This window comes from Streptomyces phaeochromogenes (assembly GCF_001418655.1).
GTDB classification, from domain to species: Bacteria; Actinomycetota; Actinomycetes; order Streptomycetales; family Streptomycetaceae; genus Streptomyces; species Streptomyces phaeochromogenes.
In genome coordinates, this window is record NZ_LIQZ01000011.1 from 19,731 (window position 1) to 46,190 (window position 26,460).

27 protein-coding genes and 1 pseudogene are annotated in these 26,460 nt (G+C 71.0%); 17 read left to right on the forward strand and 11 right to left on the reverse strand.

Annotated elements, in window-relative coordinates:
* Positions 1-118: 118 nt before the first annotated feature.
* Complete coding sequence (locus tag AOK17_RS53880; protein WP_359844138.1) at positions 119-202, reverse strand: putative leader peptide; 84 nt, start codon at positions 200-202, stop codon at positions 119-121.
* A 137-nt stretch (positions 203-339) separates the two neighbouring features.
* Between AOK17_RS53880 and AOK17_RS01715 the strand changes: the two genes are divergently transcribed.
* Entirely contained in the window at positions 340-1,260 is a 921-nt protein-coding gene (locus AOK17_RS01715) for a LysR family transcriptional regulator (protein WP_055610451.1), read from the forward strand.
* A gap of 60 nt (positions 1,261-1,320) precedes the next feature.
* Here AOK17_RS01715 and AOK17_RS01720 read toward each other — a convergent pair whose 3' ends face one another.
* Positions 1,321-1,509, reverse strand: a complete 189-nt coding sequence (locus tag AOK17_RS01720) for a hypothetical protein (RefSeq protein ID WP_055610452.1) — start codon at positions 1,507-1,509, stop codon at positions 1,321-1,323.
* Positions 1,510-1,672: 163 nt separating this feature from the next.
* Between AOK17_RS01720 and AOK17_RS01725 the strand changes: the two genes are divergently transcribed.
* Together AOK17_RS01725 and AOK17_RS01730 are read left to right on the forward strand one after the other, a co-directional pair.
* Positions 1,673-3,205: an SDR family oxidoreductase gene (locus AOK17_RS01725; RefSeq protein ID WP_055610453.1), complete on the forward strand. Its 1,533-nt coding sequence runs from the start codon at positions 1,673-1,675 to the stop codon at positions 3,203-3,205.
* A 62-nt stretch (positions 3,206-3,267) separates the two neighbouring features.
* Entirely contained in the window at positions 3,268-4,641 is a 1,374-nt protein-coding gene (locus AOK17_RS01730; protein WP_055610454.1) for a cryptochrome/photolyase family protein, read from the forward strand.
* A gap of 42 nt (positions 4,642-4,683) precedes the next feature.
* Here the strand turns inward: AOK17_RS01730 and AOK17_RS01735 are convergent, their stop codons facing one another.
* Positions 4,684-5,862: a MerR family transcriptional regulator gene (locus tag AOK17_RS01735; protein WP_079052737.1), complete on the reverse strand. Its 1,179-nt coding sequence runs from the start codon at positions 5,860-5,862 to the stop codon at positions 4,684-4,686.
* Positions 5,863-5,974: 112 nt separating this feature from the next.
* Here AOK17_RS01735 and AOK17_RS51900 point away from each other — a divergent pair.
* Both AOK17_RS51900 and AOK17_RS01745 read left to right on the forward strand, forming a co-directional pair.
* Positions 5,975-6,589: pseudogene (locus AOK17_RS51900) on the forward strand (sigma-70 family RNA polymerase sigma factor); the annotation flags it as partial.
* Positions 6,590-6,722: 133 nt separating this feature from the next.
* Positions 6,723-7,163: an SPW repeat protein gene (locus tag AOK17_RS01745; protein WP_079052738.1), complete on the forward strand. Its 441-nt coding sequence runs from the start codon at positions 6,723-6,725 to the stop codon at positions 7,161-7,163.
* A gap of 132 nt (positions 7,164-7,295) precedes the next feature.
* Here the strand turns inward: AOK17_RS01745 and AOK17_RS01750 are convergent, their stop codons facing one another.
* On the reverse strand, positions 7,296-8,081 hold the full coding sequence (locus AOK17_RS01750) for an ArsR/SmtB family transcription factor (RefSeq protein ID WP_055610456.1): 786 nt from the start codon (positions 8,079-8,081) through the stop codon (positions 7,296-7,298).
* Between the two features lie 176 nt (positions 8,082-8,257).
* Between AOK17_RS01750 and AOK17_RS01755 the strand changes: the two genes are divergently transcribed.
* The 5 genes from AOK17_RS01755 to AOK17_RS01775 all read left to right on the forward strand — a co-directional run bounded on the left by AOK17_RS01755 (position 8,258) and on the right by AOK17_RS01775 (position 12,151).
* Positions 8,258-9,493 carry an aminoglycoside phosphotransferase family protein gene (locus AOK17_RS01755; protein ID WP_055610457.1) on the forward strand — a complete coding sequence of 412 codons (1,236 nt, stop codon included), beginning with the start codon at positions 8,258-8,260 and terminating at the stop codon, positions 9,491-9,493.
* A 53-nt stretch (positions 9,494-9,546) separates the two neighbouring features.
* Positions 9,547-10,107: a GNAT family N-acetyltransferase gene (locus AOK17_RS01760; RefSeq protein ID WP_055610458.1), complete on the forward strand. Its 561-nt coding sequence runs from the start codon at positions 9,547-9,549 to the stop codon at positions 10,105-10,107.
* A gap of 66 nt (positions 10,108-10,173) precedes the next feature.
* Positions 10,174-10,719: an ATP-binding protein gene (locus AOK17_RS01765; protein WP_055610459.1), complete on the forward strand. Its 546-nt coding sequence runs from the start codon at positions 10,174-10,176 to the stop codon at positions 10,717-10,719.
* An 84-nt stretch (positions 10,720-10,803) separates the two neighbouring features.
* Positions 10,804-11,070 (forward strand): GlsB/YeaQ/YmgE family stress response membrane protein, encoded by a 267-nt coding sequence (locus AOK17_RS01770; protein ID WP_055610460.1) that lies wholly within the window; start codon positions 10,804-10,806, stop codon positions 11,068-11,070.
* A 199-nt stretch (positions 11,071-11,269) separates the two neighbouring features.
* A complete protein-coding gene (locus AOK17_RS01775; protein ID WP_055610461.1) occupies positions 11,270-12,151 on the forward strand; it encodes a GNAT family N-acetyltransferase in 882 nt (293 codons plus the stop codon).
* Positions 12,152-12,161: 10 nt separating this feature from the next.
* On the opposite strand, the gene AOK17_RS01780 is transcribed toward AOK17_RS01775, so the two are convergent.
* The 4 genes from AOK17_RS01780 to AOK17_RS01795 form a co-directional block, all read right to left on the reverse strand.
* A complete protein-coding gene (locus tag AOK17_RS01780) occupies positions 12,162-12,947 on the reverse strand; it encodes a GNAT family N-acetyltransferase (protein WP_055610462.1) in 786 nt (261 codons plus the stop codon).
* A 109-nt stretch (positions 12,948-13,056) separates the two neighbouring features.
* On the reverse strand, positions 13,057-13,560 hold the full coding sequence (locus tag AOK17_RS01785) for a methylated-DNA--[protein]-cysteine S-methyltransferase (protein WP_055610463.1): 504 nt from the start codon (positions 13,558-13,560) through the stop codon (positions 13,057-13,059).
* 106 nt (positions 13,561-13,666) lie between these two features.
* On the reverse strand, positions 13,667-14,989 hold the full coding sequence (locus AOK17_RS01790; protein WP_055610464.1) for an SGNH/GDSL hydrolase family protein: 1,323 nt from the start codon (positions 14,987-14,989) through the stop codon (positions 13,667-13,669).
* A gap of 239 nt (positions 14,990-15,228) precedes the next feature.
* Complete coding sequence (locus tag AOK17_RS01795; protein WP_055610465.1) at positions 15,229-15,840, reverse strand: hypothetical protein; 612 nt, start codon at positions 15,838-15,840, stop codon at positions 15,229-15,231.
* 225 nt (positions 15,841-16,065) lie between these two features.
* On the opposite strand from AOK17_RS01795, the gene AOK17_RS01800 reads away from it, so the two are divergent.
* Together AOK17_RS01800 and AOK17_RS01805 are read left to right on the forward strand one after the other, a co-directional pair.
* The gene (locus tag AOK17_RS01800) at positions 16,066-17,352 is read left to right on the forward strand and encodes an MFS transporter (protein WP_107102270.1); all 1,287 of its coding nucleotides are present in this window, start codon (positions 16,066-16,068) and stop codon (positions 17,350-17,352) included.
* Positions 17,342-17,824, forward strand: a complete 483-nt coding sequence (locus AOK17_RS01805) for a nucleoside deaminase (protein ID WP_055610488.1) — start codon at positions 17,342-17,344, stop codon at positions 17,822-17,824. The genes AOK17_RS01800 and AOK17_RS01805 overlap by 11 nt, the downstream gene beginning before the upstream one ends.
* Here AOK17_RS01805 and AOK17_RS01810 read toward each other — a convergent pair.
* Positions 17,809-18,762 (reverse strand): SDR family NAD(P)-dependent oxidoreductase, encoded by a 954-nt coding sequence (locus tag AOK17_RS01810; RefSeq protein ID WP_055610466.1) that lies wholly within the window; start codon positions 18,760-18,762, stop codon positions 17,809-17,811. The genes AOK17_RS01805 and AOK17_RS01810 overlap by 16 nt on opposite strands.
* Positions 18,763-18,903: 141 nt before the next feature.
* Here AOK17_RS01810 and AOK17_RS51510 point away from each other — a divergent pair, with 141 nt between their 5' ends.
* Together AOK17_RS51510 and AOK17_RS01820 are read left to right on the forward strand one after the other, a co-directional pair.
* Complete coding sequence (locus AOK17_RS51510; RefSeq protein ID WP_055610467.1) at positions 18,904-19,542, forward strand: TetR family transcriptional regulator; 639 nt, start codon at positions 18,904-18,906, stop codon at positions 19,540-19,542.
* Positions 19,543-19,602: 60 nt separating this feature from the next.
* Positions 19,603-20,742, forward strand: coding sequence for an acyltransferase family protein (locus AOK17_RS01820; protein WP_055610468.1), 1,140 nt, complete (start codon positions 19,603-19,605; stop codon positions 20,740-20,742).
* Here AOK17_RS01820 and AOK17_RS01825 read toward each other — a convergent pair.
* Positions 20,720-21,577, reverse strand: coding sequence for a GNAT family N-acetyltransferase (locus AOK17_RS01825; RefSeq protein ID WP_055610469.1), 858 nt, complete (start codon positions 21,575-21,577; stop codon positions 20,720-20,722). The genes AOK17_RS01820 and AOK17_RS01825 overlap by 23 nt on opposite strands.
* Before the next feature lie 191 nt (positions 21,578-21,768).
* Between AOK17_RS01825 and AOK17_RS01830 the strand changes: the two genes are divergently transcribed.
* The gene (locus AOK17_RS01830; protein WP_055610470.1) at positions 21,769-22,293 is read left to right on the forward strand and encodes a GNAT family N-acetyltransferase; all 525 of its coding nucleotides are present in this window, start codon (positions 21,769-21,771) and stop codon (positions 22,291-22,293) included.
* 321 nt (positions 22,294-22,614) lie between these two features.
* On the opposite strand, the gene AOK17_RS01835 is transcribed toward AOK17_RS01830, so the two are convergent.
* The gene (locus AOK17_RS01835) at positions 22,615-23,367 is read right to left on the reverse strand and encodes a chaplin (RefSeq protein WP_055610471.1); all 753 of its coding nucleotides are present in this window, start codon (positions 23,365-23,367) and stop codon (positions 22,615-22,617) included.
* A gap of 282 nt (positions 23,368-23,649) precedes the next feature.
* Between AOK17_RS01835 and AOK17_RS01840 the strand changes: the two genes are divergently transcribed.
* Both AOK17_RS01840 and AOK17_RS01845 read left to right on the forward strand, forming a co-directional pair.
* A complete protein-coding gene (locus tag AOK17_RS01840) occupies positions 23,650-25,236 on the forward strand; it encodes an alpha/beta hydrolase (RefSeq protein ID WP_055610472.1) in 1,587 nt (528 codons plus the stop codon).
* Between the two features lie 108 nt (positions 25,237-25,344).
* Positions 25,345-26,442, forward strand: coding sequence for a baeRF3 domain-containing protein (locus tag AOK17_RS01845; protein ID WP_055610473.1), 1,098 nt, complete (start codon positions 25,345-25,347; stop codon positions 26,440-26,442).
* Positions 26,443-26,460 lie beyond the last annotated feature (18 nt).

Sequence of the window (26,460 nt, forward strand, 5' to 3'; positions counted from 1 at the left end):
CGAATTCGGCGGGAGGCGGTGCGTCGCCGAATTCGGGCGGCGGAAAGCGACTCACGGCTTTACGGCAGCCGTGGGCGGCGGAAGAAGAGGGGGTGAGAGGCGCAGCGGATCCGGTGGATCAGGCCGCGGAGCAACAGGCGGCGCTGGAGACACGCGCAAGGTCGACATGGCGTCGCCGCGTGAGGTCCAGTCGCATCATCATGTTCTCGATCGTGGCAGCCGTCGGTCCTGACCGTCAAGGAATACCCGATCGGTCTCGCATCGCGGACCGGCGAATTTCACGAAGGCGTGACAGGGCAGCCCTTGAACAGGGCGGTGCGCGCACCACATTCTGCTGGGGTGCGAATAGAGCAGCTGGAATACATCACGGCGGTCACCCGACTCGGTTCGCTGCGCCGCGCGGCCGAGGAACTCCACCTCTCCCAGCCCGCGTTGAGCGAGACCGTGCGGAATCTGGAGCGGGAACTCGGGGTCGACCTCCTGGAGCGCAAGAGGTCCGGTGCGAAGATGAGCGCGGAGGGGCGGGAGCTGCTGCCGCATATCATCAACGTCCTCGACGCGGTGGACCGGCTGCGGGGCGCCGCGGGCGAACAGCACCGCATCAGTCGCATGGTGCGCGTCGGCACGGTGAACGCGGCGACGGTCCCGCTGCTCATTCCGGCCGTACGGGAGTTCCGCGCCACGCATCCGGCGACACAGGTGGAGGTCGTCGGCGCCCAGCAGTCGGAGATCCACCGGACCCTGCTGGAGGGCGGCTTCGACCTCGGCCTGGTGAATCACCTGGAGGGCGACGACGTTGCCGCAGACTTCGACTCCACGGAGCTGCTGCGCGGGCGGCCGGTGGTGTGCGTGCGGCCGGACAGTCCGCTCGCGTCGCTGTCAGTGGTGTCCGTGTCCGACCTGCTCGCCGAACCGATCATCGCGATGCGCTCCGGCTATGTGATGCACCGCTACGTCCACCGGCTGCTGGGCGACCGTGAGCCGTCCTTCTCCTACTCCACCGACGGCGCGGAGATGGGCAAGCTGATGGTGGCGGAAGGGCTGGGGGTCACGGTGCTGCCCGACTTCAGCGTGATCGACGATCCGCTGGAACGGCAGGGCTCGATCGTCTGCCGTCCGCTGGCCGACGACTCGACGCGCGTGCTGTTGATGCTGCAGCGGCGCAAGGCCGACTCCGTGCCGCGGGCCGCCCACGATCTGCACGAGGCCTTCGTGCGCCGGGCGGCGGCACTCGGGGGAACGGTGACCGGCCAGCCGTGACGCGGCACGGGCCGCACTCGCCCCGAGCCGGCGCCCGCCCGTGCGGAATCAGTCGCGGAATCAGTCCTCGTCGAGCCCCGGGACCACCACGAGGAAGGTGTCCGACTTCAGGTCCATCACGACCACCGCGGGCTCACCCTCGGCACGACGCCGTGCCGCGTACTCCTCCGCGGGCCACGATCCGCGCGGGGCTCCCGCGGGAAACCGCTCCAGCACCTTGGCGCTCATGACGGCAGCCACCTCCAGCATCGAACAACGACTCTCTTCTGGACCTCGTCTGCCCCCGATCTGCGAAGACATGTACCGGCGTCCGCAACCCGGATGGCCGCAGTGTCCCGGTCGGCGCATCCGTCGGGGCCTTCACGAGGGAAGTGATCAGGAGGGGGACACCGACACGGAAGGCTGAGGACTCATGAGCGGTGACGTCTCCGAAGGCGGGCTGCGGTGCCTGGTGACGGGCGCGACGGGATACATCGGCGGCCGGCTCGTCCCGGAACTCCTCGCCGCGGGCCACCGGGGGCGCTGCATGGCCCGCTCCCCCGGCGCCCTCCGCGACCATGAGTGGGCGGGTGACGTCGAGGTGGTGCGCGGGGACGTCACCGACCCCGAGTCCGTCGCCGGGGCGATGCGGGACATCGACGTCGCGTACTACCTGGTGCACGCGCTCGGCACGGGCAAGGGCTTCGAGGAGACCGACCGCAGGGCCGCCCGCACCTTCGGGGAGCGGGCCCACGCGGCGGGCGTACGCCGGATCGTCTATCTGGGCGGGCTCACCCCCGCCGGGGTGCCGGAGGCGGAGCTGTCGCCGCATCTGCGGTCCCGGGCCGAGGTCGGCCGCGTCCTGCTGGACTCCGGGGTGCCGACGACCGTGCTGCGCGCGGCGGTCATCATCGGTTCCGGTTCGGCCTCCTTCGAGATGCTGCGCTATCTCACCGAGCGGCTGCCGGTGATGGTCACTCCGAGCTGGGTCCGTACGCGGATCCAGCCCATCGCCGTACGGGACGTGCTGCGCACGCTGGTGGGCGCCGCGCGGATGCCGGAGGACGTCAGCCGGGCCTTCGACATCGGCGGCCCCGAGATTCTGACGTACCGGGAGATGATGGTCAGATACGCGGCGGTCGCGGGCCTGCCCCGCCGACTGATCGTGCCGGTACCGGTCCTGACGCCCCGGCTCTCCAGTCACTGGGTCGGACTGGTCACGCCCGTACCGAACTCCATCGCGCGCCCGCTCACCGAGTCGCTGCGCCACGAGGTCGTCTGCCACGAGCACGACATCGCCCGCCATGTGCCCGACCCGCCGGGCGGGCCGATCGGCTTCGAGGAGTCGGTGCGGCTGGCGCTGCGACGCGTCCGGGAGGCACGGGTCACCACGCGCTGGTCGTCCGCCTCGGTGCCGGGTGCCCCGAGTGACCCGCTGCCCACCGACCCCGACTGGGCGGGCGGCAGCCTCTACACGGACCGGCGCGAGCTGACGGTCGACGCCCCGCCCGAAGCCCTGTGGCGGGTGATCGAGGGCATCGGCGGCGACAACGGCTGGTACTCCTTGCCTCTCGCCTGGGCGGTACGCGGCTGGCTGGACCGGCTGGTCGGCGGGGTGGGCCTGCGCCGAGGGCGCCGCGACGCGACACGCCTGCGGGTCGGCGACTCGCTCGACTTCTGGCGCGTCGAGGAGATCGAACGAGGTCACCTGCTGCGGCTGCGCGCCGAGATGCGGCTGCCGGGCCTCGCGTGGCTGGAGATGTACGTCGACACGGACGAGGACGGTGGCGTCCGTTACCGCCAGCGCGCCCTCTTCCATCCCCATGGGCTGCTCGGCCACGCCTACTGGTGGAGCGTGTCGCCGTTCCACGCGGTCGTGTTCGGCGGCATGGCCCGCAACATCGCCCGGACCGCGGCCAGATCGCAGCCCGCTCCGGCGGCCCGGCTCAGCTCACCCGGTGGCTGACGCCCGACACCGCTTCCCTTCCCGTCCGTCCCCGCCCCGTCCCGGAATTCCGGAGTCATGCCATGAACGTCTCGGTCGTCCTGTTCACCTCCGACCTGCGACTGCACGATCATCCGCCGCTCCGCGCGGCGCTCGACGGCTCCAGCGCGGTGGTGCCCCTGTTCGTCCGTGACCGGGCCGTCGACACAGCCGGATTCGCCGCTCCGAACCGGCTGGCGTTCCTCGCCGACTGTCTGCGGGACCTCGACACGGGACTGCGGGAGCGCGGCGGCCACCTCGTCTTCCGGTCCGGCGATGTCGTCGACCAGGTGTGCCGGGTGGTCAGGGAGGCGGACGCCGACGATGTTCACATGGCTGCCGGTGCGAGCGCCTACGCCCACCGGCGCGAGGAACGGCTGCGCACCGCCCTGGAGTCGGAGGGGCGCCGACTGCACGTCCACGACACAGTGATCACCGCGTTGGCACCGGGGGCCGTGACCCCGGCCGCCTCGGACCACTTCGCCGTCTTCACGCCGTACTTCCGGCACTGGGCGCGGCAGCAGCCGCGCAACGTGCTCGGCGCGCCCCGAGCCGTGCCCGTACAGGAGGGCATCGGTTCGGAGGCACTCCCCCGGCGTGGGGATCTGTCCGCCCTGTCCGAGGGGCTGGCCGAAGGCGGCGAGAGGGAGGGCAGGACGCGGCTGACGGCCTGGCTGCGGAGCGGGATCGGCTCGTACGAGGACCGCCACGACGACCTGCCCGGGGACGCCACCTCGCGCCTCTCCCCGCACCTGCACTTCGGCACGCTGTCCCCCGTCGAGCTCGTCCACCGGGCGCGGAAGGCGGGCGGGCCGGGCGCCGAGGCGTTCGTACGGCAGCTCGCGTGGCGGGACTTCCACCATCAGGTGCTGGCCGCACGGCCGGACGCCGGCACGACGGACTACCGCACCCGGCGTGACCTGTGGCGGTCACAGACGTCGGCCGCACGGGACATCGACGCCTGGAAGGAGGGGCGGACCGGCTATCCCGTCGTCGACGCGGCCATGCGCCAACTGCGGTACGAGGGCTGGATGCACAACCGGGGACGCCTGCTGACCGCGAGCTTCCTCACGAAGACGCTGTACGTCGACTGGCGGGTCGGCGCCCGTCACTTCCTCGAACTGCTGGTGGACGGCGACATCGCGAACAACCAGCTCAACTGGCAGTGGGTGGCGGGAACCGGCACCGACACACGGCCCAACCGCGTCCTCAATCCGGTCCTCCAGGGCAAGCGGTACGACCCGGACGGCACGTACGTCAGGCGCTGGGTGCCCGAACTCGAAGGGCTCGACGGGGCAGCCGTGCACGAGCCGTGGAAACTCAAAGGGCTCGAACGCGCCGCCCACGACTATCCCGAGCCGATCGTCGAACTCGCCGACGGGCTGGCCCGCTTCAGGCATGCCCGCGGGCGGGCCTGACGACCCGCCGCCGATCCCTCGATCCCTCGATCCGCCGGCCCGTCAGTCCGACGGGCCGTCAGTCCGCGGTCCCGGCACGCTGTTCTCGTAGCGGGCCGCGAGGACGGCCAGCGCGTCATGCAGGCTCGATGGCCGCAGCATGCCCTGCGCCGATCGCCCTGCCCATCCCGGGCCGCCCAGCACGAGCGTCGGATGTCTGCGGGCTCCCTTCACGCCCCAGTGCGTGGCGGCGACGTGGCGGGCCAGGGGGATGCTCGCCGTGGAGCGTGCCTGGGCCCACAGGACGACGGCCGAGGGCCCCAGGCGTCGTACCGCCGCGGTGAGCGCCTCCGCGGGCACGGCCGCGCCGAACATCCGGGTGGGCAGGCCGTGTTCGGCGAGTCCGGCGTTCAGCGCCTCAAGCGGCAGGGTGTGCTGCTCGCCGGGTACGCAGGCCAGGACGACCGGCCCCTCGGAGGTCTCCGGTCTGCCCGGTCGCGGGGACGGAGACAGGGACAGGGAGGGGGTGACACGGCGGAGCGTGGTGGAGATGTGCCAGGACAGCAGGTGCTCGACCTCGACGTACCGGTCGCCGGACGACTCCCATCTGCGGCCGACGGCGTGCAGCGTCGGAACCATCACGTCCTGCCAGGCCGCGGTGAGTCCGTATCGCTCGACGGCCGAGGTCAACCGGCCGTCCACGGCCGGGGCGTCGAGCCGGACAGCGGCCCGGGCCAGGCCACGGCACTCCTTGCGGATGTCGCCGGGGAGCGGCGGGCCCGCCGTGGGTGGCCGGTCGTCGTCGGCGGGTGGGCGCGCGTGATCGGTCCGGTCGAGGGAGGGCGAAGGCGAGCCGATCGGCTCCCTGACGGCCTTCTCTCCTGCGCCCCACTCTTTCGGGGCTTTCGGAGCCTCCGCGTTGACGGCCCTCTCCTTGGCTGCCCTCTCCTCCACAGCCCCCTGTCTGGCGGCGCGTGCCGCTTCGGCGGGCGGGACCCCGGCGGAGGTCAGCCGGCACATCGCTTCCAGCATCGCGACGTCCCGGGTCGACCAGCGGCGGTGGCGGCCGTCGGCGCGGACGGCGGGGCCCAGGCCGTAACGGCGGTCCCACGAGCGCAACGTGGTCGGCGACACCCCGAGCCGGCGGGCCACTGTCCCGGTCGTCATGGCCGTATCGGCCGCCTCGACAGCTTTCGGAGAGGGTTCGTCCGGGTGGTTCCGCCCGCCCGTCGGCTCGTACATGGGCCGACTATACGACGCAGAATCGATGCGGATTGATCACCTCACGGCCCGGCTCCGACGATGGCCGCACCGGGGCACGACGTGAGGAGCCATGGTCATGACCGGAGACGCGATGCCCGAACCACCGACGGTCACAGCGGAGGCCGGCACACCCTCATGGGTTCGTTCGAAGGAGTCGTTCAGCGACGAGCAGCCGCTCACCGACGAGGAGTTGGCCCGCGGCCTGGCCGACGGCGACGAGGCCTGTCTGGCCGCCGTCCACCACCGATGGTCCGCGCTGGTCCACACCCTCGCGCGGCGTGCACTGGGTGACGCGAGGGAGGCCGAGGACGTCACCCAGCAGGTCTTCCTGGGGGTGTGGCGCGGCCGTCACGGTTACCGGCCCGAACGCGGCGCGGTCTCGGCCTGGATCGTGGGGATCACCAGACGCAGGATCGCCGACGCGCTGGCGGCCAGGACGCGCCGAGCGGAGCTCGTCGCCCGGGCCGGATCCGTCCTGGCACTCGGCGATCCCGGTGACGAACAGCCCGAAGCGGTCCTCGACCGGATCCTGATCCGCCGGGAGATGGCGAGGCTGCCCTCGGCCCAGCAGCGGGTCCTGCGTCTGACGTTCTACGAGGACCTCACCCAGGCCCAGATCGCCCAGCGCACGGGCTGGCCGCTGGGGACGGTCAAGAGTCACGCCCGACGCGGGCTGTACCGGCTGCGTCGCTGTCTGCGTACGGACTACGCAACTCCCACCTCCTCCGACCCGCTCACCTCTACACATAAAGAAGAAATAAGAGCAGAATGTACATACGCGGCGTCTACCGCATACCGCACAGTCGCGGTCAGGCCTGCAGAGACAAAGGAGTCGAGTCATGGCCAACGTCTCGAACGCCAGAGGTGACATAGGCAGCCACCCTGATGTATCCGAAATGCGGGATCGCTACGCCCGCATGCTCGGTGGTCGCGATGTGGCGCTCGTGGACGGACCGGTGTTCCTGCTCGGTCTGTACTGCGCCACCTCCCCGTGGATACTCCACTACACGACAAGCCAGCCCGCACTCGTGACGCACAACCTCATCATGGGTATCGCGATAGGCGTCCTGGCCCTCGGATTCACCACCACGCCGACCCGGATGTACGGCCTCAGCTGGGCCATGTGCGCGATGGGTACATGGATGATCATCTCGCCGTGGATCGTCGGCGAGAGCCCCGACGCGGGCGTCGTGCTCAACAACATCATCATCGGCGTTCTCGCCGTGGTGCTGGGGTTCATATGCGCGGCCACGTCCGCGAAGAACACATCACAGACGTAGCAGGACGTCTGCGCCGACGAGGACCGCCGGCCGGCCCGCGCGCTCACACCGCGGGCCGGCCGACGCATGCCGGACCGGTCGACACCTCGGCACCTCGGCACTACGGCGCTTCGACACCCCGGCCCCACGCCACTACGGCACCAGCCACGGCTCCTGCGGCAGCGGACTGCCCGTCTCCAGGAGCGACTTGAGGTTGGCCAGGACGGCGGGCCAGCCGGCCGACACCTCCTTGACCGCGGTCTCGTCGGCGAGATCCTCGTGCGTGACGGTGAGCCGGACGATCCCGCCGTGCGGCCGGATGTCGTAGGTGACCTTGGAGTACTTGTCCTCCTTGCCCTCGTCCTCGGGCGAGGCCCAGGTGGCCACCAGCCGGGTGGGCCGTTCGCTCTCCACGACGGTGCCGACCACGTCGGCGATCCCCGATCCGTCGATGCGCCGGTGCTCCCACCGGGATCCGGGGCGCCAGTCCTCGGAGACGTTGCTGTGGCCCCAGTACGAGGCGGTCAGGTCGGCGTCGGTGAGCGCGTCCCAGACCTTCTCGGGTGTGCTGGCGATGTAGGTGACGTACACGAATGTCGGCTTGTCGCTCATGTCTTCCTCGGCTCGTCGTTTGACCGCACTGAGCGCGCGCAGACGCGGGCGCTCGAACTTGTCGATCCAGCGCTCCTGGATCTCGTGGAGCGGTACGGGGTTGAGGTAGTGCAGCTTTTCCCGCCCGCGCCGCACCGTGCTGACCAGGTTGGCCGCCTCCAGGACGGCCAGGTGCTGGGTGACCGACTGCCGGGTCATGTCGATGTGCTCGCACAGCTCTCCCAGCGTCTGTCCGCTGTGCTCGTGCAGCCTGTCGAGCAGCCGTCTGCGCGTCCCGTCGGCCAGCGCCTTGAAGACCTGGTCCGTCTGCGCGCCCTTACCCGGCACTGGTCCGCTCTCCCGCTCTCGTTCCTCGTCCGATCACACACTCAACGTTATGCAGGCAATTACCTGCATGTCAATCGTCCGGCACGGTCTGCCATCCCGTCCAGCACCGTCTGCCATCCGGGGTACCCCGGCGATATTCGCTGGCCGCGGGCGCGCGGCTCGCTCAGACTGTCGCGGTGAGCCGAACTTTCAGTGCGTGGGTTACGTCGGGTGAGGACTTTCTCGGCGCCGTCGGCCCCTTCTCCGTCGACGTGCCGTGGTGGTCCGAGGTCGAGCCGGTCGTCCGGCGTCTGCAACAGGCGCTCGGGGTGCGGGTGTTGGTGATCCGTCTGCTGTCCGTGGACGGCGGGGAGGGCGGGCGCGACGGCCATGTGACGTACCACGTCGAGGCGTTGGAGCGTCCGGGCATGCTGCTCCAACTCCCGGCGGATCCAGGGATGTTGTACGGACTCGATCCGCTGCGGGCTCCCTGGGCACGGATCGACGGGCTCCGGGAACTGCTCGACTGGTCGACGCGCACGCTGGCCACGCAGGGCCGGCCCGTGACCGGGCCGGTGGAGCAGCGCCGCACCTGGAACCTGGCCGGGCTCTTCCGGCTGCCCACCGACCGAGGTCCGGTCTGGCTCAAGGCCACTCCCCACTTCGCCTCGGACGAGGCGGAGGTCATCGCCGCGTTCGCCCGAGTCGATCCGGGGCTGGTCCCGACCGTCCTCGCTTCCGCCGGCGGGCGCGTCCTGATGGAGCACATCCCCGGCGAGGACTGCTGGAAGGCCTCGGCGGACACCGCCGCCTCCGGAGTGCGGCGCTTCGTCGCGGCACAGGCGGCCCTCGCCCTGCGGCCGGAGGAACGGCCCGCGAGCCTGCCGGACCGCCGTACGTCCGTCTTCGCCGAGCGGGTCCGGGAGTTGCTCGACGGCCCTGTCTCCGGCGGGCTCACCGCCCATGAGCTGCGCGTGGCACGGGAGTTGACGGACCGTTGGCGGCTGCTGGACGAGTGCGGACTGCCGGACACGGTCGTGCACGGCGACTTCCACCCCGGCAACTGGCGCAGCGACGGCGGGCCGCCGGTGGTCGTCGACTTCGCCGACGCGCACTGGGGCAGCCCGGTCCTGGACGCGCTGCGCGTGCACGACTTCCTGCCCGAGGACGTACGAGCCGGTGCCGTCCGCGTCTGGGCGGACGCGTGGCTGGAGCAGGTGCCCGGCAGCGATCCGGCCCGCGCCCTGGCCGTCGCCGAGCCGCTCGCGCATCTCGCGTACGCGGTCCGGTATCAGGAGTTCCTGGACGGCATCGAGCCGTCGGAGAGGATCTACCACCAGGACGATCCCGTGTCGGTGATCCGCGAGGCCGTGCGCCGCGCGACCGCTCCCGACCAGGGGCTCGCCGATCTGGGGCGCTCCGTCGTGCGGTGAGCGAGACCGACGCGCCCTTGGCCGCCCGTCCGCGCGCGAGGCAGGATCGCCTCATGGACAGCCCGCTGACACTCGCCCCGCCTCCGCACCTGCGGCTCGAAGGAGAGGGTATTCACCTGCGCGAATGGTCCGAGGAGGACATCCCCGCCCTGGTCGAGGTGTACGACGACCCGGAGATCGCCCGCTGGACGCCGGTGGCCTCGCCGTTCGACACGATGGCGGCGCAGGTCTATCTCACCGAGGCCAAGGAGGCGCGGGCGCAGGGACGCAAGGTGCAGCTCGCGATCACCACGGACGGGGTCCTGCCCCGGGGCGAGGTGCTGCTGTTCCGCAGCAAGGCCGACGAGCGGGACGTCGAGATCGCCTACGGCGTCGGAGCCGCCCACCGGGGCCGGGGTCTTGCCTCCCGGGCCGTCCGCCTCCTCTCCGAGTACGCCGTGCTGCATACGGGAGCGCGGCGCGTGGTGCTGTGCATCGAGGAGGGCAACGCGGCCAGTATCGCCGTCGCCAGGTCCACCGGCTTCACGCTCACCGACGACGAGCCCGTCCTGCGCACGTCACGTGGGCGGCCGATAACCCTGCGGACATGGAGCCTGACCGGCGGCGGCGCGTAACCCTTCGGGCGGTTTTCGGGCGGTTCTCGATCGCGGGAGCCCGTCCCCGGCTGGCAGGCTGCTCCCATGGATCATGCGGAGGTTCTGCTCATCGGTGGGCGCGCGGGTGTCGGGAAGTCGACCGTGGGCTGGGAGGTCTCGGCCCGGCTCCGGCGGGCGCAGGTCGCCCACGCCGTGCTGGAGGGCGACTTCATGGGGCAGGTGCATCCGGCGCCGGAGGACGATCCGCACCGGGCAGTGATCACCGAGCGCAATCTGGCGGCGGTGTGGGCGAACTTCGCCGAGCTCGGCCACCGGCGTCTGATCTACACGAACACCGTGAGCGTGCTGACGGAGGCCGCGGGCATGTTCGAGCGGGCGATGGGCGAGGACGTACGGCTCGTACGGGTGCTCCTCACCGCTTCCGACGCCACCGCCGCCAAGCGGCTGAAGGGGCGCGAGCTGGGCTCCGAGCTGGAACAGGAGCTGCGGGGCAGCGCGAACAAGGCCCGGCTGCTGGAGGAACGGGCGCCCGCGGACACCGTACGGGTGGTCACGGACGACCGCGAGGTGATCGACATCGCGCGCGAGGTGCTGGGCGTCACCGGCTGGACCGGAAACGGCGTCGGCTGAGGGAAACCGCCCGGACTGCACTCACGACGACGGGGCACTTGTAGGCGTAAGGAGCATGACGAAGAGGGGCGAAGAGGGGCTGAGATGGAGATCTCGGGCATTATCAGTGCCATCGTGATCGGCATCATCATCGGTGTGCTGGGCCGGCTCGTTGTGCCGGGCCGTCAGCGCATCGGCATTCTGTGGACGATCGCGGTCGGCATCGTGGCCGCGCTCATAGGATCGGTGCTGGCCAACGCGTTCGACGTGTCCGACACCAACGGAGTGGACTGGATCGAGTGGCTGATCCAGATCGGACTCGCGGCGCTCGGCGTCACGGCCCTGGACCGGTCGAAGGCAGGGCGCCGCTGACCACGACAGATCGCGGCGCACCGCATGCCGGGGCTCCACGAGGCGTCCGCCGTCTACCGCATGGCGCGTCGCAGTACGAAGACCGGCAGTACGAAGAGTGGCAATACGAAAAGCTGTTGCAGGTCGTTCTCCGTCACGGCTAGCGTCTGCGGGTTTCCCCCCGCAGCCCGCACCGCACCTCAACCGTGACGGAGACACCTTGCCGCACCGCATCACCGCGCTCACCGATCCCCAGCCCAGCGCGTCGAGCCGCCGTCTGGCGTGGCTCGCGTCCGAGGACGAGGGGGCGCCGGTCGGATCCGCCTTTCTGCGGCTGTTCACCAAGGAAGGGCAGGAGCATCTCGCCGAGTTGGAGATCGCCGTGCACCGGGCGGAGCGCCGGCGCGGTGTCGGCGGCGGCCTCCTGGACGCGGCCGTCGCGGCGGCACGGGACGAGGGGCGCCGCTCCGTTCTCGCCCAGGCCGAGGCCGGTTCTCCCGGCGACCTCTTCCTGTCGGCGCGCGGCTTCCGCAGGGTGCTGGCGCTGACGTACGCCCGGCTCCCGCTGGCCGACGCCGACCTTCGCCGGATCGACGAGATCGTCGAACAGCCCCATGAGGGCTACCGGTTGGTCCAGTGGGACGGCACGGTACCGCCCGAACTGGCCCTCACCTTCGCCCACTCGCGCCGGGCCATGGACGACATGCCGATGGACGGGACCGACTACGGCACGGTCGTCTGGGACGTGGACCGGGTGCTCTCGGCCGCCGAGGCGATCGCCAAGGGGGGCGAACTGCTGCACACCGTCGCCGTGGTGGACACCGCGAGCGGTTCGGTCGCCGGCTTCTCCGAACTCGTGGTTCCCGGCGACGGCCGGGGGGACGCACAGCACTACGGGACCGGGGTGCTGCCCGAACACCGGGGCCACGGTCTCGGCCTCTGGATGAAGGCACAGTCCATCCGGCAGGCCCGCGCACACCATCCGGAACTCGGCGGCCTGCTGACGGACACGGCCGACAGCAACGCACATATGCGCGGCATCAACGACAGGCTCGGCTATCTGCCCACGCACAAGGCGGTGGAGTACCAGCTCGATCTGTGAGACGGCGTCGTCACAGCCGTGCGACGGGGTGCACGTACGGCGTGGTCGTCGTCAGTGGGGCGAAGCCGAGTCGTTCGAGGATGGGTCGGCTCTCGTCGGAGGCGTCGACCTGGAGGTAGCGGTAGCCGCGGTCGGCGGCGATACGGGCGCGGTGGGCGACCAGGGCGCGGTAGATGCCGCGACCGCGCCAGGCCTCTACTGTGCCGCCACCCCACAGCCCCGCGAACCGTGTGCCGGGGATGAGTTCCATACGGGCCGAGCTCACCGGCACGTCATCGGCGAGGGCCACGACGGCGACCACGGTGTCCGGCTCTTCGGCCAGCTGGGTGAGCAGCAGGTGGCGGAGCCGGGAGCTGTCCGAGCCGAAGGCCTGCTCATGGACGTCGGCCACGAGGTCGACGCCCGCGGCGTCGGTGACGGGCCGCAGCTCGATGCCCTGCGGTGGCCTGACGTCGAGGTCCAGCTCGCCGACCTCGACGATCATCAACGTCTCCTCGGGTTCGGCCGTGAAACCGGCCGCGCGCAGCCGTCGCCCCAGGTCGACGGGCCGGTCGTGCGCGTACAGCTTCCACTCGAACTCCAGGCCCAGGCCCGTGAAATGCCTGACCTGCTCGGCGATCGCCGCGTCCGCGTCGACCTCCGAGAGGTCCGACCAGAGCACCCCGTTCCAGCCCTTCTCAGGTCCGACATGCCGCACCACCCCTCCGACGCGCTCCACCACGGAGTCGAGACCGAAGGGGCGCGCACCCTCGCGCATGTCCCGGTCGAACAGTGCCAGTACCGCTGCGTGATCCATTACTCCACTCCAGCACCCGTGGGACGGACGGGCAACGGGGTTTCGGCGTGATGGCGGGCCATGCCGATGGTCGCGCGGAAACGTTCGCCCTCGTCGTTGCCTCAGGGGGTCAGAGGAGGGTGGGCTGCAGGACGCCCTCGTGGGTGAGGAGCTGGACCTTGCGCTCCACACCTCCGGCGTAGCCGCGCATGGTGCCGTCCGCGCCGATCACCCGGTGACACGGGCGCACCAGCAGCAAAGGGTTCGCTCCGATCGCCGCGCCCAGCGCCTGGATCCGTTCGCGGGGCACACCGAGCCGCTCGGCGAGCGCGCCGTACGTGGTCGACGTGCCGTACGGGATCTCCTCCAGCGCATGCCACACGCGCTGCTGGAACTCCGTACCGCTCGGGGTGAACTCGATGTCGAACCCGGTGGGTTCACCGGCGAAGTAGGCGGCCAGCTGCCGGGTGACGGCCGCGAAGCGGTCAGGATCGCGCCGCCAACCGGGCTTCACAGCAGGGGCGTTCCGCTGCCCCGGCATGGACAGCGACGTCAAGGTCACACCGTCCAGAGCCTCTTCACCGACCAGTAGCAGTTCGCCCAACGGGCTGTCGATCGTCGTAAAGGCGGTCATCGTGGCCTCCCTTTCATCCACTTTCGTTCCACTCCTCATAGTGGGGTGCCCCGATCACTGATGCTGGCGGGATTCGGACGCCACGCTGCGTTGCCGGTGGACGTGGTCACTTGAAGAAGCGCAGCGGCACCGCCCGTGCCATCGCCTCCCGGCCCGCGTCGTTGGTGTGCAGGTGGTCGCCGCTGTCGTAGGCGGCGAGGAGTCGTTCGGGATCGGCCGGGTCCCGCAGCGCGGCGTCGAAGTCGATCACACCGTCGTACTCGCCGCTCGTGCGCAGCCAGTGGTTGAAGGTCTGGCGCGCCGCCGCGTTCTCGGGCGTGTAGAAGCCGAGCGTGTCGTTCTTGAACGGCGTGATGGTGGCTCCGTAGATCCGCAGTCCGCGCTCGTGGGCGCGGGCGATGAGTTGCCGGTGGCCGTCGATCAGGTCCTGGCCGGTCACCTTCTCGGAGAGCGGGGCGATGTTTCCGGGGTGGCCGAGGTCGTTCACGCCGAGCAGGACGAGGACATGGCGGACTCCTGGCTGGGCGGCCACATCACGGTCGAAGCGTTTGAGTCCGCTCTCACCGAAGTACGCGGCGTACGCCTCGGAGGGGTGGCCGGCCGGCGGGTTGGGGTCGTGGAGCAGGCGGTTGCCGCTGATGCCCTTGTTGAGGACGCCGACGGGGTGGCGGGGGCCGCCGGGTCCTTGGAGGCGCTGAGCGAGGTAGTCGGTCCAGCGGTGGTTGGTGCCGAGGGTGGTGTCGGCCGTGATGGAGTCGCCGAGCGCGACGGCGGCCGATGCCTTGCCCGTGCCGGAGGAGCCTGTGGCCGTAGGCCGTGTGGAGGTGGCTCGGACGCTCACGCCTGTCAGGAAGTACCAGCGTTCCGTGACGGACTGGGGCTCGATCTTCGTCTCGCCCGTCACGTTGCCCGCCGCGATGTAACTGCGTTGCGCGGCGAAGGAGTTGACCGTCGATCCCGGAGTGCTCTCGGGGAGGTGGAGGCTCACGACGAGCTCGGAGCGCGCGGGTACGCGGAGTGTGACGGGGTCGCTGAGGGCGGGCGCTCCGGCGGGGATCGTGACCGATGACTTGCCCGAGAAGGTCAGTTCGCGGTCCGTGGCGGGGTCGATGGTCGGCTCGTCCGTACCTGACGCGCGGCGGGCGACATGCACCTCGCCGATCTTCAGTGGCTGCTTGCCGAACTCGTTCGAGAGGCGGATGCGCAGGGCGCTTCCGGCAATGCTGGTGTGAACGATCTGCCGGATCGTCTGATCGTGGAAGGCCGTGGCGTCCGTCTTGGGGACGGTGGTGGGGGCCGTGGCCCAGGTGCCCGTCCACGTGGTCGATTCAGGTGCCTGGGCAGAGGCGGAGGGAGTGAGAGCGGCTCCCAGCAGGAGGGCTCCGGTGAATAACGCGGCGAGTCTCTGGCGAACAGTCAGGTGTCCCATGTGCGGCTCCTCGTCGTCCGGAGGAAGGAAGGGGTGGGCAGGTGCTGGGCGTTGGACGTCGGCTGCCGGTGCGTTGTGCCTTGTCGCGGTCGCGCGGTTCCCTGCGCCCCTGGCGGGGCCTCAACAAGGCATATTCGAAAGTTTCGGGGAACTTTACGAACGAGCGGTCGTGACGATAGAGACGGCTGTTACTCCCGTCAAGACGTGGACGCCAGGAGGTAGACGTCGGAAGGCGGACGTCAGGACGTGGAGGCATGCACCGCGGCCCTGCCCGGGGCCTCCGGCACGGCCCACGCCGCGGTGAACCCGCGCCCGGTCGCGACCAACCCCATGCGCTCGCCCAGGAAGTAGCCGCGCGGACTGGCCTCGTCCGGGATCCTCGGTGCCCGGCGCATGTCGTACGACGTCGGGGTCAGCCGGGTCTCCCGCCAGGTCGCCGCATCGCTCGTACAGTCGGCGGGCCCCGGTCGGCAGCGCGCCGGCCAACGGTCCGTCAGCAGCGCCTCGCCCGTGCCGTTGTGCCGGAAGTCGGTGTGGGAGACGGCGACCGTGCCGTCGTCGCCGACCGCCAACGCCACGGTGAATGCCTGCTGATTGGACAGCGGGATTCCGGTCGGCGTGCGGTTCACCTTCACCGGCGTGGACCAGGTGCGGCCACCGTCGTCGGAAGCGGCCATGGCCACGGAGTCGGCGGCGCCGTCGGCGAACCGCGAGTCCTGCCAGGCCACATGGATGCGCCCGGTGCGACGGTCGATGGCGGTGTCGGAGAGCAGGCTGGTGGTGTGCGAGACCTGTTCACCGGATTCGGGGTCCTGGAAGAGGAACCTGGTGCGCAGGCCGGCCACCTTCACCGGCGCGGACCAGGTCCGGCCGCCGTCGGTGGACCGTACACCGCCGGGCCGGAGGCGACCCCGCCCCGCGTCGGATCGGTCTCCTCGATGATCACGGCGGGGTGTGTCCAGGTCCGGCCGCCGTCGTCGGAACGTATCGACAGGCCAGTCCTCGACCCGCGGACCCGCCTCGGTCGCCCGGCGGACTTGCCCTCACACTGATGTGAACGTTTCAGCATGGCCCGTATGACGACCGCACCGACCGGCGAAGGCCCCGGCACGCCCACATCCAGGCCCACGGCCACGCCTGCGCCCGCCGAGCCCGGTCTGCCGCTCTCGGGACTGTTCGCCCTGTCCACGGCCGCCTTCACCGCCGTACTGACGGAGCTTCTTCCGGCGGGTCTGCTGCCGCGGATGGCACCGGATCTCGGGGTCTCCGAGTCACGGGTGGGCTTCCTGGTGACCGGCTACGCGGTCGCGTCGTTCCTCGCTGCGATCCCGCTCACCGCCGCGCTGCGCGGGCTGCCGCGACGGCCCGTCCTCATCGGCGCCCTGCTCGGTTTCGCAGCCGCCAACGCCGTCACCGCGCTGTCGTCCTCGTACGGGCTGACCTTCGCGGCACGGCTCGCGGCCGGGGCGATGGGCGGCACGCTGTGGGCGATGCTCGTGGGGTACGCCGCCCGGATGGTGCCGGCCGAGCGGCGCGGCCGGGCCATCGCGATCGTGCTGGCGGGCATCACGCTCGCGCTCTCCCTGGGACTTCCCGCGGGCACGGCGCTGGCAGACGCACTCGGCTGGCGCGCGGCCTTCGCCGCCCCGGCGCTGCTGGCGGTGCTGCTCGTGGTGTGGATACGACGCCGAGTGCCGGGGTTTCCCGGTGAGGCGCGGGGCAAGCGCGTGTCGTTGCCCCGCGTCGCCGCGCTGCCCGGCATCGGCACGGTCCTGTCGGTCACGCTGACGCTGCTCGTCGGTCATCAGGTGATGTACACGTACGTGGCACCGTTCTCGGAGCACGCGGGCTTCGGCCGTACGGGGCTGGTGCTGCTGGTGTTCGGTGCCGCGACCGTCGTCGGGATCTGGCTCACCGGGCTGCTGATCGACCGGCATCCACGCCGGACCCTGCTGGGTGCGCTCGCCCTGCTCGCGTCCGCGATGCTCGCGCTGGGCACGTACGCCGGTCATGGAGCCGTGCTTCTGGTCTCGGTCGCGCTGTGGGGTGTGGCGTTCGGTGGCGCGCCGACGCTCATCCAGACCGCGCTGGTCGACGCCTCCGGTCCCGCGAACGCCGATGTGGCCACCTCGCTGCAGGCCACCGTCTACAACGCGGGCATCGCAGCCGGTTCACTCACCGGCGGTCTGATCCTGGAGGGCTCGGGCGCCGAAGCCCTCCCCTGGGCGACATTCCTGCTGGTCACGGTGACGCTCGCGATCGTGGCCGCGGGGCGTCGGCACGCTTTTCCCTCGCGGCGCCGCACGGAGTTGAGTACGGTCGGTCCAAGGTCAACAGGAGGGCGGGTACGCCATGGTGAATGAAGCCGAGCTGAAGCATCTGCGCCGGTGTGTCGAGCTCGCGACCGAGGCGCTGGACTCCGGTGACGAGCCGTTCGGGTCGGTCCTCGTGGGCGCGGACGGCACGGTCCTGGCCGAGGACCACAACCGGGTGGCCTCCGGTGACCGCACCCGCCACCCGGAGTTCGAGCTGGCCCGCTGGTCGGCGGCGCATCTGACACCGGAGGAGAGGGCCGCGGCGACCGTCTACACCTCCGGCGAACACTGCCCGATGTGCGCGGCGGCACACGGCTGGGTGGGCCTCGGCCGCATCGTGTACGTGGCGTCGTCCGAGCAACTGTCCGCCTGGCTCGGAGAGTTGGGCGTCCCCGCCGGCCCAGTTCGTCCGCTGCCGATCCAGGAGGTGGCACCCGGCGTGCTCGTCGAGGGGCCGGTCCCGGAGCTGGCCGACGAGGTGCGGGCCCTGCACCGGCGGTTCCATCACGCGGAGGGATAGGCCCCCTTGGCGGCGACCAGCCGTTCCAGTTCCTCCCAGAGTTCGGCCTCGCGGGCGGGGTCGTACGACGCGGGCGAGGACCGGACGGGACGGCCGCGGTCGAGATAGCTCCCGGACGGGGCGACCGGCTCAGCAACGGCGGCCTGGGCGAGTTTGCGGCCGGACGCGCGCGGGTTGGTCGAGCTGGGATGGACGCGGGTGAGGTGCAGCAGGCTGTTCCAGGCGAGGCGGTCCAGCGGTCCCGCCTCGCGGGCGAGGCCGGTGCCCGGCATCAGACCGGGGTCGAAGGTGTAGACGCCGATGCCCTCGGGGGTGCGGCGGTCCAGCTCGTGGGCGAGGTGCACGGTGGCCAGTTTGCTCGCCGCGTACGCGGACCGGCCCGCCTTGACGGTGTCGGCGTCCGGGGTCGTCCAGGGCAGCGCCAGCTCGGCGACCGGTGCGGTGCGCGGCGGAGGAGTCAGCCCCCAGGTGTGCCGGAAGTCCCCGAAGTGCGTGCCACTGCCGACGAGGACTATGCGTCCCGGCGCCGTCAGCCGGTCCTGAAGCCGCCGGATCAGCAGATGGTGCCCGAGGACGTTGGTGCCGAAGGTGGCTTCGAAGCCGTCGGCCGTCCGATTCGTGGCAGTGACGGCCTGCGTACCCGCGTTCGCCACCACGGCACGCAGCGGCGGGAGTTCCCCGGAGTCGAGCAACTCCCTTGTGGAGTCGGCCGCTTGGCGTACGGAGTCGAGTGAGCACAGATCGCAGGCGATGCCGCGCACCCGCGGCGAACCGGTCTCGGCGGCGAGCCGCGCCGCGAGTCCGTCCGGATCCGAGCGGACGGCGACGAGGAGATGGAGGTCGGGACGGTCACGCAGGAGCGTCAGGGCGGTGGCGCGTCCGAGACCGCGCCCCGCGCCGGTGAGGAGGACGGTTCCGGGAGAGGGGATGGCAGACATGGCTTGCTCCGACCGTGAGAGAGGAGGTGAGGCACGCGCGTACGGAGAATCGATCCACCCGCGGGTAAATCGGCTCTCAGTACCAAACGGTACTCGATACCATTATGGATCGGGTACCCCGCGGCCCGATATCCTGACCCCATGAACAACGGCAAGCCGCTGAGCAGCGACGATGAGATCCCTCTCCGGGAGCGCAAGCGACTGCGGACCCGCGGGGCCCTGATCGACGCGGCCATGGAGCTCTTCGTCGAGCACGGCTTCGAGGCGGTCACGGTCACCGACATCGCCCGCCGTGCCGAAGTCGGCCGGACGACCTTCTTCCGCTACTTCACCGACAAACAGGAAGTGCTCTTCGCGGACGAGGAGCAGCACCGCGAGGCACTCGTCTCGGCCGTCGACGACGCCGCCGCCTCCCTCGCTCCCATCGGCGACTCACTCGACCGCGCGCTGGACGCGGGCCGCGCGGGCCTGAGCGCACTGGTGGGCAGCATCGCCGAACACACCACCTGGCTGGCCGAGCGCGAGCGCCTGATCAACGGGGATCCCGCGCTGCTCGCCCGCAGCCTGCTGAAGCAGCGCGCGTACGCGGCGGCGGCGCTCGACGTGCTGGAGCGCCACGGGGCCGACCGGGAGACGGCCGTGCTCGCCGCCGCCGTCTGCCAGGCCTGCTACGAGGCCGCCATCGTCCTGACGGACGCCGACCCGGACCGGCTGCCTGGTGCCATCGTGGCCACTTTCGAACGGTTGTCCGCGCGGCACGCGAACGTACGCGACGACTGAGCCGTACGAGAGGGGGCAGGCGGGACGGATCGGTTCCCCGCCCCGAGGCCAGGAGATGTGGTGTCGCAAGACTTATCAGCCCCCGCGCCCGTCGCTCTGCGGGAACGCCTGCCGGAGAAGCGGGCCAGGCCGGCACCCGCCCGCAGAGACCCGTACTTCGACAACGCGAAGTACCTCACCATCGTGCTGGTGGCCTGCGGTCACGCCTGGGAGCCGCTGACCCACGGCAGCAGGGCCGCGACGGCGGCGTATCTGACCGTGTACGCCTTCCACATGCCGGCGTTCGCGCTCATCTCCGGCTATTTCTCCCGGAGTTTCGACATGGCGCCGGGCCGGGCGCGCCGACTGCTGACCAGCGTGGTCGTGCCGTACTTCGTCTTCGAGACCGCCTACACGCTCTTCTATCGCTGGGCGCGGGACGATCCGGGCTATCCGTTCAGCCTGCTCGATCCCTGGTACGTGATGTGGTTCCTGGTCGCGCTGTTCGTCTGGCGGCTGACGACCCCGATCTGGCTGGCGCTGCGCCACCCGGTTCCGGTCGCGCTGGGTTTCGCCGTACTCGCCGCCGTCTCACCCGACCTGGGCGGGGACATCTCGATCCAACGGATCCTCGGATTCCTGCCGTTCTTCGTGCTCGGACTGACGCTGCGCGCCGAGCACTTCGAGCGGCTGCGCACCTGGCGCGTACGGCTGCTCGCGCTGCCGGTGGTCGCGGTGGCCCTCGGTACGGCGTACGTGGTGGCGCCCTGGTTCGGCGCCGGATGGTTCTACCACCGGGGCAGTGTCACGGGCCAGGGCGCGCCGGCCTGGGCGGGGCTGTTCACCACCCCGGCGCTGTTCCTGCTCGCGCTGGTCCTGACCGGCTGCTTCCTGTCCTGGGTACCGGGTCGGCACCTGTGGTGCACTGCACTTGGGGCCGGGACGATGTACGGCTATCTGCTGCACGGCTTCGTCATCAAGTCGTCCCGCTTCTGGGACTGGTACGACCACGCATGGGTGCGTACCCCGCTCGGCGAACTGGCCGTCACCGTGGCCGCCGTGGGGCTCATCACGGTGCTGTGCTCGGGCCCGGTCCGCTCCGTGTTCCGGTTCGTCGTCGAGCCCCGCATGGCATGGATGTTCAGCCACAGCGGCGAGACCACGACGGCCGACAGACGGCCGACAACTGCCCGTCCGGCTAGCCCAGTTCGAGAGTCGTGACTCCATAGACCCGGTCCGCGGCGTACGGGCGGACGGGCCCGGTGTACATCCGGGCCGTCTCGAACGACGGGGTCAGACCGTACTCCTCGGCCAGGGCGACTCCGGCCGCGCTCGTCTCGGGGATGTCGACGGAGACCGGGCGGCCGTCGGCCTCGGCTGCCAGGGCGGCGAAGAGGGCGCGGGCGTCCTCGGCGGTGTCGGCGAACAGCGGTCCGATGCGCAGCGAGGTGAGTGCGGGCCGGATCACGCTGTAGCCGGTGAGCCGCCCGTCGACGACACGGACCAGGGCGCGGTGCCCGGGCTCTGTGAGCCAGCGCTCCACAAAGCCCGGCCGGTCGGCGGGGTAGCAGGCGCTGTCGTAGGCCGTGATCGCGTCGAGATCCGCCGCCTCGGCCGCCCGGACACCGGTGCCTGCGGACTCCCCGGCGGCCGGGACGCCTCCGAACCGGAAGGTCTTGTAGGCGAGTTCGAACCCCGACTGCCGGTAGTTGCCCTGCTGGGCGACCACGCCGTCGAGTCCGACGGTCCGGCCGCCCGCGTGGGCGAGGGCCGTCTTCCAGGTGGTGAGACCGTAACCACGACCACGCACATCGGGGCGTACGAGATAGCAGCCCAGGAAGGCGTAGTCGGCGCCGTAGTTGACGACGGAGATCGCGGAGACCGGCTCCCCGTCGATCCTGCCGAGGAAGAACCCCTCGGGATCCTGGGTGAAGAAGCACGCGCCGTCCGACTCCCCCGGATCCCACCCCTCGTCCGCCGCCCACCCCTTGATCACCGGCCAGTCGTCGAGTGAGGCCTGAGTGACGACGAGGCCTGCGGGGCTCGGAGGGGTCATCTGTGCGCTCCATTTCGTCGGAATGCCGGAAGGGGGGCGGAAGGGAGTCGGAACACGGCAAGCGGAGTGCGGTGATCAGCCGCGCCCGCGCAGCATCCTTCCCGATGTCCTCGGCGCGTGGCGCGGCAATGAGCCAGTGTCCTTCCCAGGAGGGAGTACAGAGCCGATGGCCGCGCCTAGGGTGGCCCTTCATGGATCACGTGACACTGCGCCCGGTGGACGAGGACGGCCTGACCGTGATGGAGCGGTTCCTGACCGACCCGGAGGAGTCCTCGCCCTTCCAGTGGTACGGCTGGTGGGACACCGGACGCTGGCGACGGCAGTGGTCCGAGACCGGCCTGATCACGGACGAGGCGGGCCATCTGATCGTGGAGCTCGACGGGGAGGGGGTGGGGTTCGTCGCCTGGCGCAGGATCGTCGCCACCCGTACTTCGTACTACTGGAACATGGGGATCGCCCTGCTGCGGGAGGCCCGTGGCAAGGGGGTGGGTACGCGGGCGCAGCGGCTGCTGGTCGAGTACCTGTTCGCGCACACGCAGGTGGTCCGGATCGAGGCGGACACCGAGGTGGAGAACATCGCCGAACAACGGGCCCTGGAAAAGGCGGGGTTCACCCGCGAGGGCGTGCTGCGGAGTGCGGGGTTCCGCGATGGGCGGTGGCGGGACGCGGTGCGGTACAGCGTGCTGCGCGACGACGTGGCCCCGGCCGACTCCTGAGCGCCGGGCCGCGGGCGATGCCCCTCGGACCTGGGGCGCGCGGGCGCTGTCAGAGGGAGACCCCACCGGTTGGTGTGCCCGGTGGGGTCTTCCGTCCTCGGAGGTGTCACTCGGCTGAGAATCGACGCGGTGCTGCCGTGACGCGATTCAGCGCACTGCCGAGGGGGCGGCACTCGGAGGACCGTGGGTAGGGGTCCGTCCGCGACCGGGACCACGTCCGCGGGCCCGGTCCGGCTGGGCGACCGCGGGCCAGGTCGACGTACGGTCACCGGCTCGGGGCCACGACCGGCCACGAGCCCGGCGGACCGACCGCGGGTCGGGTCAGGAGCCGTCCGCGGACTCCGGACCGGCCGAACCGGCGTGCCCGGACCCGGGCGTGACAGCCGTCCGGAAGCGCCGGTACAGCGCGGCACCGCCCAGCATCAGTGCGGCGCTGGCCGCGACCGTCGGGCCCATCAGGTCGGTGCCGGTCTGGGCGAGGGACGCTCCGGGCCCGTGCGGCACGGCCCGCGGAGCCTCGGGCTCCACCTCGGGCTGCGCCGGACGCACCGGCTTCTTCGGCGGCTCCACCGGCTTCGGGGCGGGCGGCACCACCGGCTTTTCCGGGTGGTGCGGTCGCTCCTGGGACGTGTTCGTGGACTCGTTGCCGACGGCGGGGTTGCCGATGCCGACGACGCTCACCGAGTTGCCGGTGACGTTCACGGGGAGCTGGACCGGGAGTTGGATGCCGTTGCCGGAGATCACACCCGGTGAATCCTTTGCCCCTCCCTCGGCGACCGCACCGCCGGAACCCTCGTGGGCACCGCCCTTGCCGTCGCCGCCCTTGCCGTGGCCGCCCTCGTTGGCGCAGCGGTTGCCCGCTGCGGGGTTGAGGAGTCCGACCACGTTCACCGTGTTCCCGCACACGTTCACCGGAACGTGCACCGGGAGCTGAATGGTGTTGCCGGAGATCACCCCCGGCGATTTGGCCGTGCCGCCGTCCGCCGCGGAGTCCGCGTACACCGGCATCGTCACGGCCACGGCGCCGGAGGCGGCGGCCGCGATGATCAAACCATTTCGGGCAACCCGTTTCATAGGTTCCCTGCCTTCCAGACATGGTCGCGGGCACTCACCCGCACCGGATAAAACGCCGGTGGGCGATGCGGGTTAGTGGGTTGCCGATTTTTCACCCCAACGGGCGGTGCCCCAGTCGAACTGTCCGGCGCGCTGCCGTGACGCCGCGCCGTGGGGCGCGCGGCGGGCAGAGTAAGGCCTCCGGCGCAGGTCCGCCCGCCCGGAGGCGTGGCCGGGAGTGCCCCCTTATCGTGATCGAGGGGGAATCCCCGGCTGCGCGCCGGGGCGTTCCGGGAGGCCTTCATGCTGTCCACGCATCAACGCCGGGCGTTCACCGGCGCCGTGACGCTGGCCCTGCTGGGAGCCGGGCTGCCGACGGTCGCCGCGGCGGACCCCGACCGTCCCGATCTGTCCCGCTTCTACGACCAGCGGATCAAGTGGTCCGCCTGCGAGGGCGACGGCCTGCCCGACGACCTGCAGTGCGGGAAGGCGACCGTCCCGGTCAACTACGCGAAACCGGCCGACGGGACACTCGACCTCGCCCTGGCCCGTATCCGGGCGACGGGGAAGGCCAGGGGTTCGGTGGTACTGAACTTCGGCGGTCCCGGCGGCCCCGGAGTCAGCGAACTCGCCGCGGGCGGCGAGGACTTCATGGGCCTGACCGACGGCTACGACGTGGTGACCTTCGACCCGCGCGGCGTCGGCAGAAGTTCCCCGGTCAGCTGTGGCGAGGGAACGGGCGAGGCCGTGGACGAGGCGGATCCCGACGCGGACGACAGGGACGACCCGCGGGCCGCTCTCGACATACTGCGCCGGGCCGCCGACGAGTGCGCCGAGAACTCCGGGCCCGTGCTGCCCCACATAGGCACGGTCAACGCCTCGCGCGACCTCGACGTGCTGCGCGAGGCCCTCGGCGACAAGAAGCTCAACTACCTCGGTTTCTCGTACGGAACGCGGCTGGGCGCGGTGTACGCGGCCCAGTTCCCCAAGAAGACGGGCCGGTTGGTGCTCGACGGCGTGGACACCCTCACCGAACCGCTGAGCGAACAGGGCATCGTCGGCGCGCAGGGCCAGCAGACAGCGCTTGAGGACTTCCTCGACTGGTGCACGGAGGACATCAACTGCGCGTTCGGCCAGGACACGCGCACCGCCCGGCAGGACGTGGTCCGGCTGGTCGATTCGCTGGACGAGGACCCGGTGCCGGGGGACTTCGGCGAACCGTTCTCCGGCCAGGACCTGGTGGGCGCGATCGTTCAGGCCCTCTACAGCAAGGAACTGTGGCCGGCCCTGTCACAGGCGCTGACCTCGCTGGTCCAGGACGGCGACACCCGGGGCATCATGCGGTTCGCCGGCGGCGGCATCTCCCTGCCCGGCGGCATCACGGTTCCCAACGACGGCGGGCTCGCCGAGGACGGGGAGGGGGGCCTGGTCGACGAGGGCGACATCCCGGTCGACAACCTCCCGGCCGCGCTGATGGCCGTCAACTGCGCCGACGACCCCGACCGGCCCACCGCCGACCAGATCACCGAGAACATCGACCGGCTGCGCGCCGAGTACGAGGCGGCATCACCGGTCTTCGGCGAGTACCGCCTCACCCAGGTCCTGATGTGTTACGGCCGCCCCAAGGGCACCACCTACATCCGCGACAAGGTCCGCGACGTGGACACCCCGAAGCTGCTCCTCGTCGGCACCCGCGGCGACCCCGCGACCCCGTACCGCTGGACCACGGAGACCGCGGCGCGGCTCGGTTCGTCGGCGGTCGTCCTCGACAACAAGGGCGAGGGCCACACCGGGTACGGGTCCTCCAAGTGCGTGCACCGCAAGGTCGACGACTTCCTGCTGTACGGCTCATTGCCGGCCGACGGGAGCTCGTGCGGGGCGGAGGACTGAGGATCGCGAGGGCCACGGCGCCCGCCTCGCGCCGTTGGCCCGATCCGGTTCCATTCCTCTTCCACTCCTCCGCATGCCCGTTCACCCATTCGGTCATATGGTGCATATATGGAGCATGTTCTGAGCCCCACCACACTCACCGAACTGCGCCGCCCGCGGCCCTATCCGGCCGTGTCGGTGCTCACTCCGACCCATCGCCGCGAACCCGACAACGCGCAGGATCCCGTCCGGCTGCGCAACGTCCTGGCCAAGGCGAAGAAGCAGCTGGAGTCCGATCCCGCGGTCACCCGTGAGCTGCGGATGGACGTCGCCGGTCAGCTGGAGCAGGCGCTCGCGGAGGTCGATCTGGCGCACGCCGAGGACGGCCTGGCGATCTTCGCCGCTCCCGGGGAGCACCAGGTGTGGTCGCTGGCTCGGAGCGTGCCGGAGCGTGTCGTCCTCTCGGACACCTTCCTGACCCGCAATCTCGTCGCCGCGCAGGCCGCCGAGCGCCCGTTCTGGGTACTGGCCGTCTCCGCGGACCGGATCTCCCTGTGGAGCGGCGGCGGGGGGCATGTCGTCGAGTCCGGGGCGGCCGGTTTCCCGCTGACGCGGAGCCTGGAGGACCCGGACGCCGAGCGCCAGGAACGCGTCGGCGACCTGCCGAGCACCTTCCGCGACGAGCGGACCCGCCACTTCCTGCGGGACGGCGACACCGTCCTGGCCAGCGTTCTGCGCGGCGACCCGCGACCCGTGTACGTCACCGGCGAGCAGGCAGCACTCTCCCTTCTCGACGAGGTCGGCACCGTCACCAAGGACGCCGTCCACATGGCGCGCGGCGGTCTCGCGCACGCGAGTGCCGACGCCGTGTGGCAGGCGGTCAGCCCTCTGGTCACGGCCGAGGACCGCAAGAGCGCCGACACCGTGGCTCGGGAACTCGAAACGGCCAAGGGCCGACGGGCGTTCGCGGCAGGTGTCGACGAGGTCTGGCAGAACGCGACCGCGGGCCGGGTCCGGCTGCTGGCCGTCGAGGAGAACTACCGCGTGACCGTACGCGACGACGGCGGCGACCATCTCGTCCCGGCCGACACCGACGATCTGGACGCCCGCGACGACATCGTTGACGAGATCGTCGAGCAGTGCCTGGACACCGGCGCGCAGGTCCGCTTCGTCCCGGACGGCACGCTCGGCGACGCGGCGGGCATCGCGGGAGTACTGCGCTACTGACCGCGAAAGCGGCAGACC

What these genes read in the sequence shown, in the direction of transcription:
- AOK17_RS53880 (WP_359844138.1), bottom strand. Translation starts at nt 202, where the DNA reads ATGATGATGCGACTGGACCTCACGCGGCGACGCCATGTCGACCTTGCG.
- AOK17_RS01720 (WP_055610452.1), bottom strand. Translation starts at nt 1,509, where the DNA reads ATGCTGGAGGTGGCTGCCGTCATGAGCGCCAAGGTGCTGGAGCGGTTT.
- AOK17_RS01725 (WP_055610453.1), top strand. Translation starts at nt 1,673, where the DNA reads ATGAGCGGTGACGTCTCCGAAGGCGGGCTGCGGTGCCTGGTGACGGGC.
- AOK17_RS01730 (WP_055610454.1), top strand. Translation starts at nt 3,268, where the DNA reads ATGAACGTCTCGGTCGTCCTGTTCACCTCCGACCTGCGACTGCACGAT.
- AOK17_RS01735 (WP_079052737.1), bottom strand. Translation starts at nt 5,862, where the DNA reads ATGTACGAGCCGACGGGCGGGCGGAACCACCCGGACGAACCCTCTCCG.
- AOK17_RS01745 (WP_079052738.1), top strand. Translation starts at nt 6,723, where the DNA reads ATGGCCAACGTCTCGAACGCCAGAGGTGACATAGGCAGCCACCCTGAT.
- AOK17_RS01760 (WP_055610458.1), top strand. Translation starts at nt 9,547, where the DNA reads ATGGACAGCCCGCTGACACTCGCCCCGCCTCCGCACCTGCGGCTCGAA.
- AOK17_RS01765 (WP_055610459.1), top strand. Translation starts at nt 10,174, where the DNA reads ATGGATCATGCGGAGGTTCTGCTCATCGGTGGGCGCGCGGGTGTCGGG.
- AOK17_RS01770 (WP_055610460.1), top strand. Translation starts at nt 10,804, where the DNA reads ATGGAGATCTCGGGCATTATCAGTGCCATCGTGATCGGCATCATCATC.
- AOK17_RS01780 (WP_055610462.1), bottom strand. Translation starts at nt 12,947, where the DNA reads ATGGATCACGCAGCGGTACTGGCACTGTTCGACCGGGACATGCGCGAG.
- AOK17_RS01785 (WP_055610463.1), bottom strand. Translation starts at nt 13,560, where the DNA reads ATGACCGCCTTTACGACGATCGACAGCCCGTTGGGCGAACTGCTACTG.
- AOK17_RS01790 (WP_055610464.1), bottom strand. Translation starts at nt 14,989, where the DNA reads ATGGGACACCTGACTGTTCGCCAGAGACTCGCCGCGTTATTCACCGGA.
- AOK17_RS01800 (WP_107102270.1), top strand. Translation starts at nt 16,066, where the DNA reads ATGACGACCGCACCGACCGGCGAAGGCCCCGGCACGCCCACATCCAGG.
- AOK17_RS01805 (WP_055610488.1), top strand. Translation starts at nt 17,342, where the DNA reads ATGGTGAATGAAGCCGAGCTGAAGCATCTGCGCCGGTGTGTCGAGCTC.
- AOK17_RS01810 (WP_055610466.1), bottom strand. Translation starts at nt 18,762, where the DNA reads ATGTCTGCCATCCCCTCTCCCGGAACCGTCCTCCTCACCGGCGCGGGG.
- AOK17_RS51510 (WP_055610467.1), top strand. Translation starts at nt 18,904, where the DNA reads ATGAACAACGGCAAGCCGCTGAGCAGCGACGATGAGATCCCTCTCCGG.
- AOK17_RS01825 (WP_055610469.1), bottom strand. Translation starts at nt 21,577, where the DNA reads ATGACCCCTCCGAGCCCCGCAGGCCTCGTCGTCACTCAGGCCTCACTC.
- AOK17_RS01830 (WP_055610470.1), top strand. Translation starts at nt 21,769, where the DNA reads ATGGATCACGTGACACTGCGCCCGGTGGACGAGGACGGCCTGACCGTG.
- AOK17_RS01835 (WP_055610471.1), bottom strand. Translation starts at nt 23,367, where the DNA reads ATGAAACGGGTTGCCCGAAATGGTTTGATCATCGCGGCCGCCGCCTCC.
- AOK17_RS01840 (WP_055610472.1), top strand. Translation starts at nt 23,650, where the DNA reads ATGCTGTCCACGCATCAACGCCGGGCGTTCACCGGCGCCGTGACGCTG.
- AOK17_RS01845 (WP_055610473.1), top strand. Translation starts at nt 25,345, where the DNA reads ATGGAGCATGTTCTGAGCCCCACCACACTCACCGAACTGCGCCGCCCG.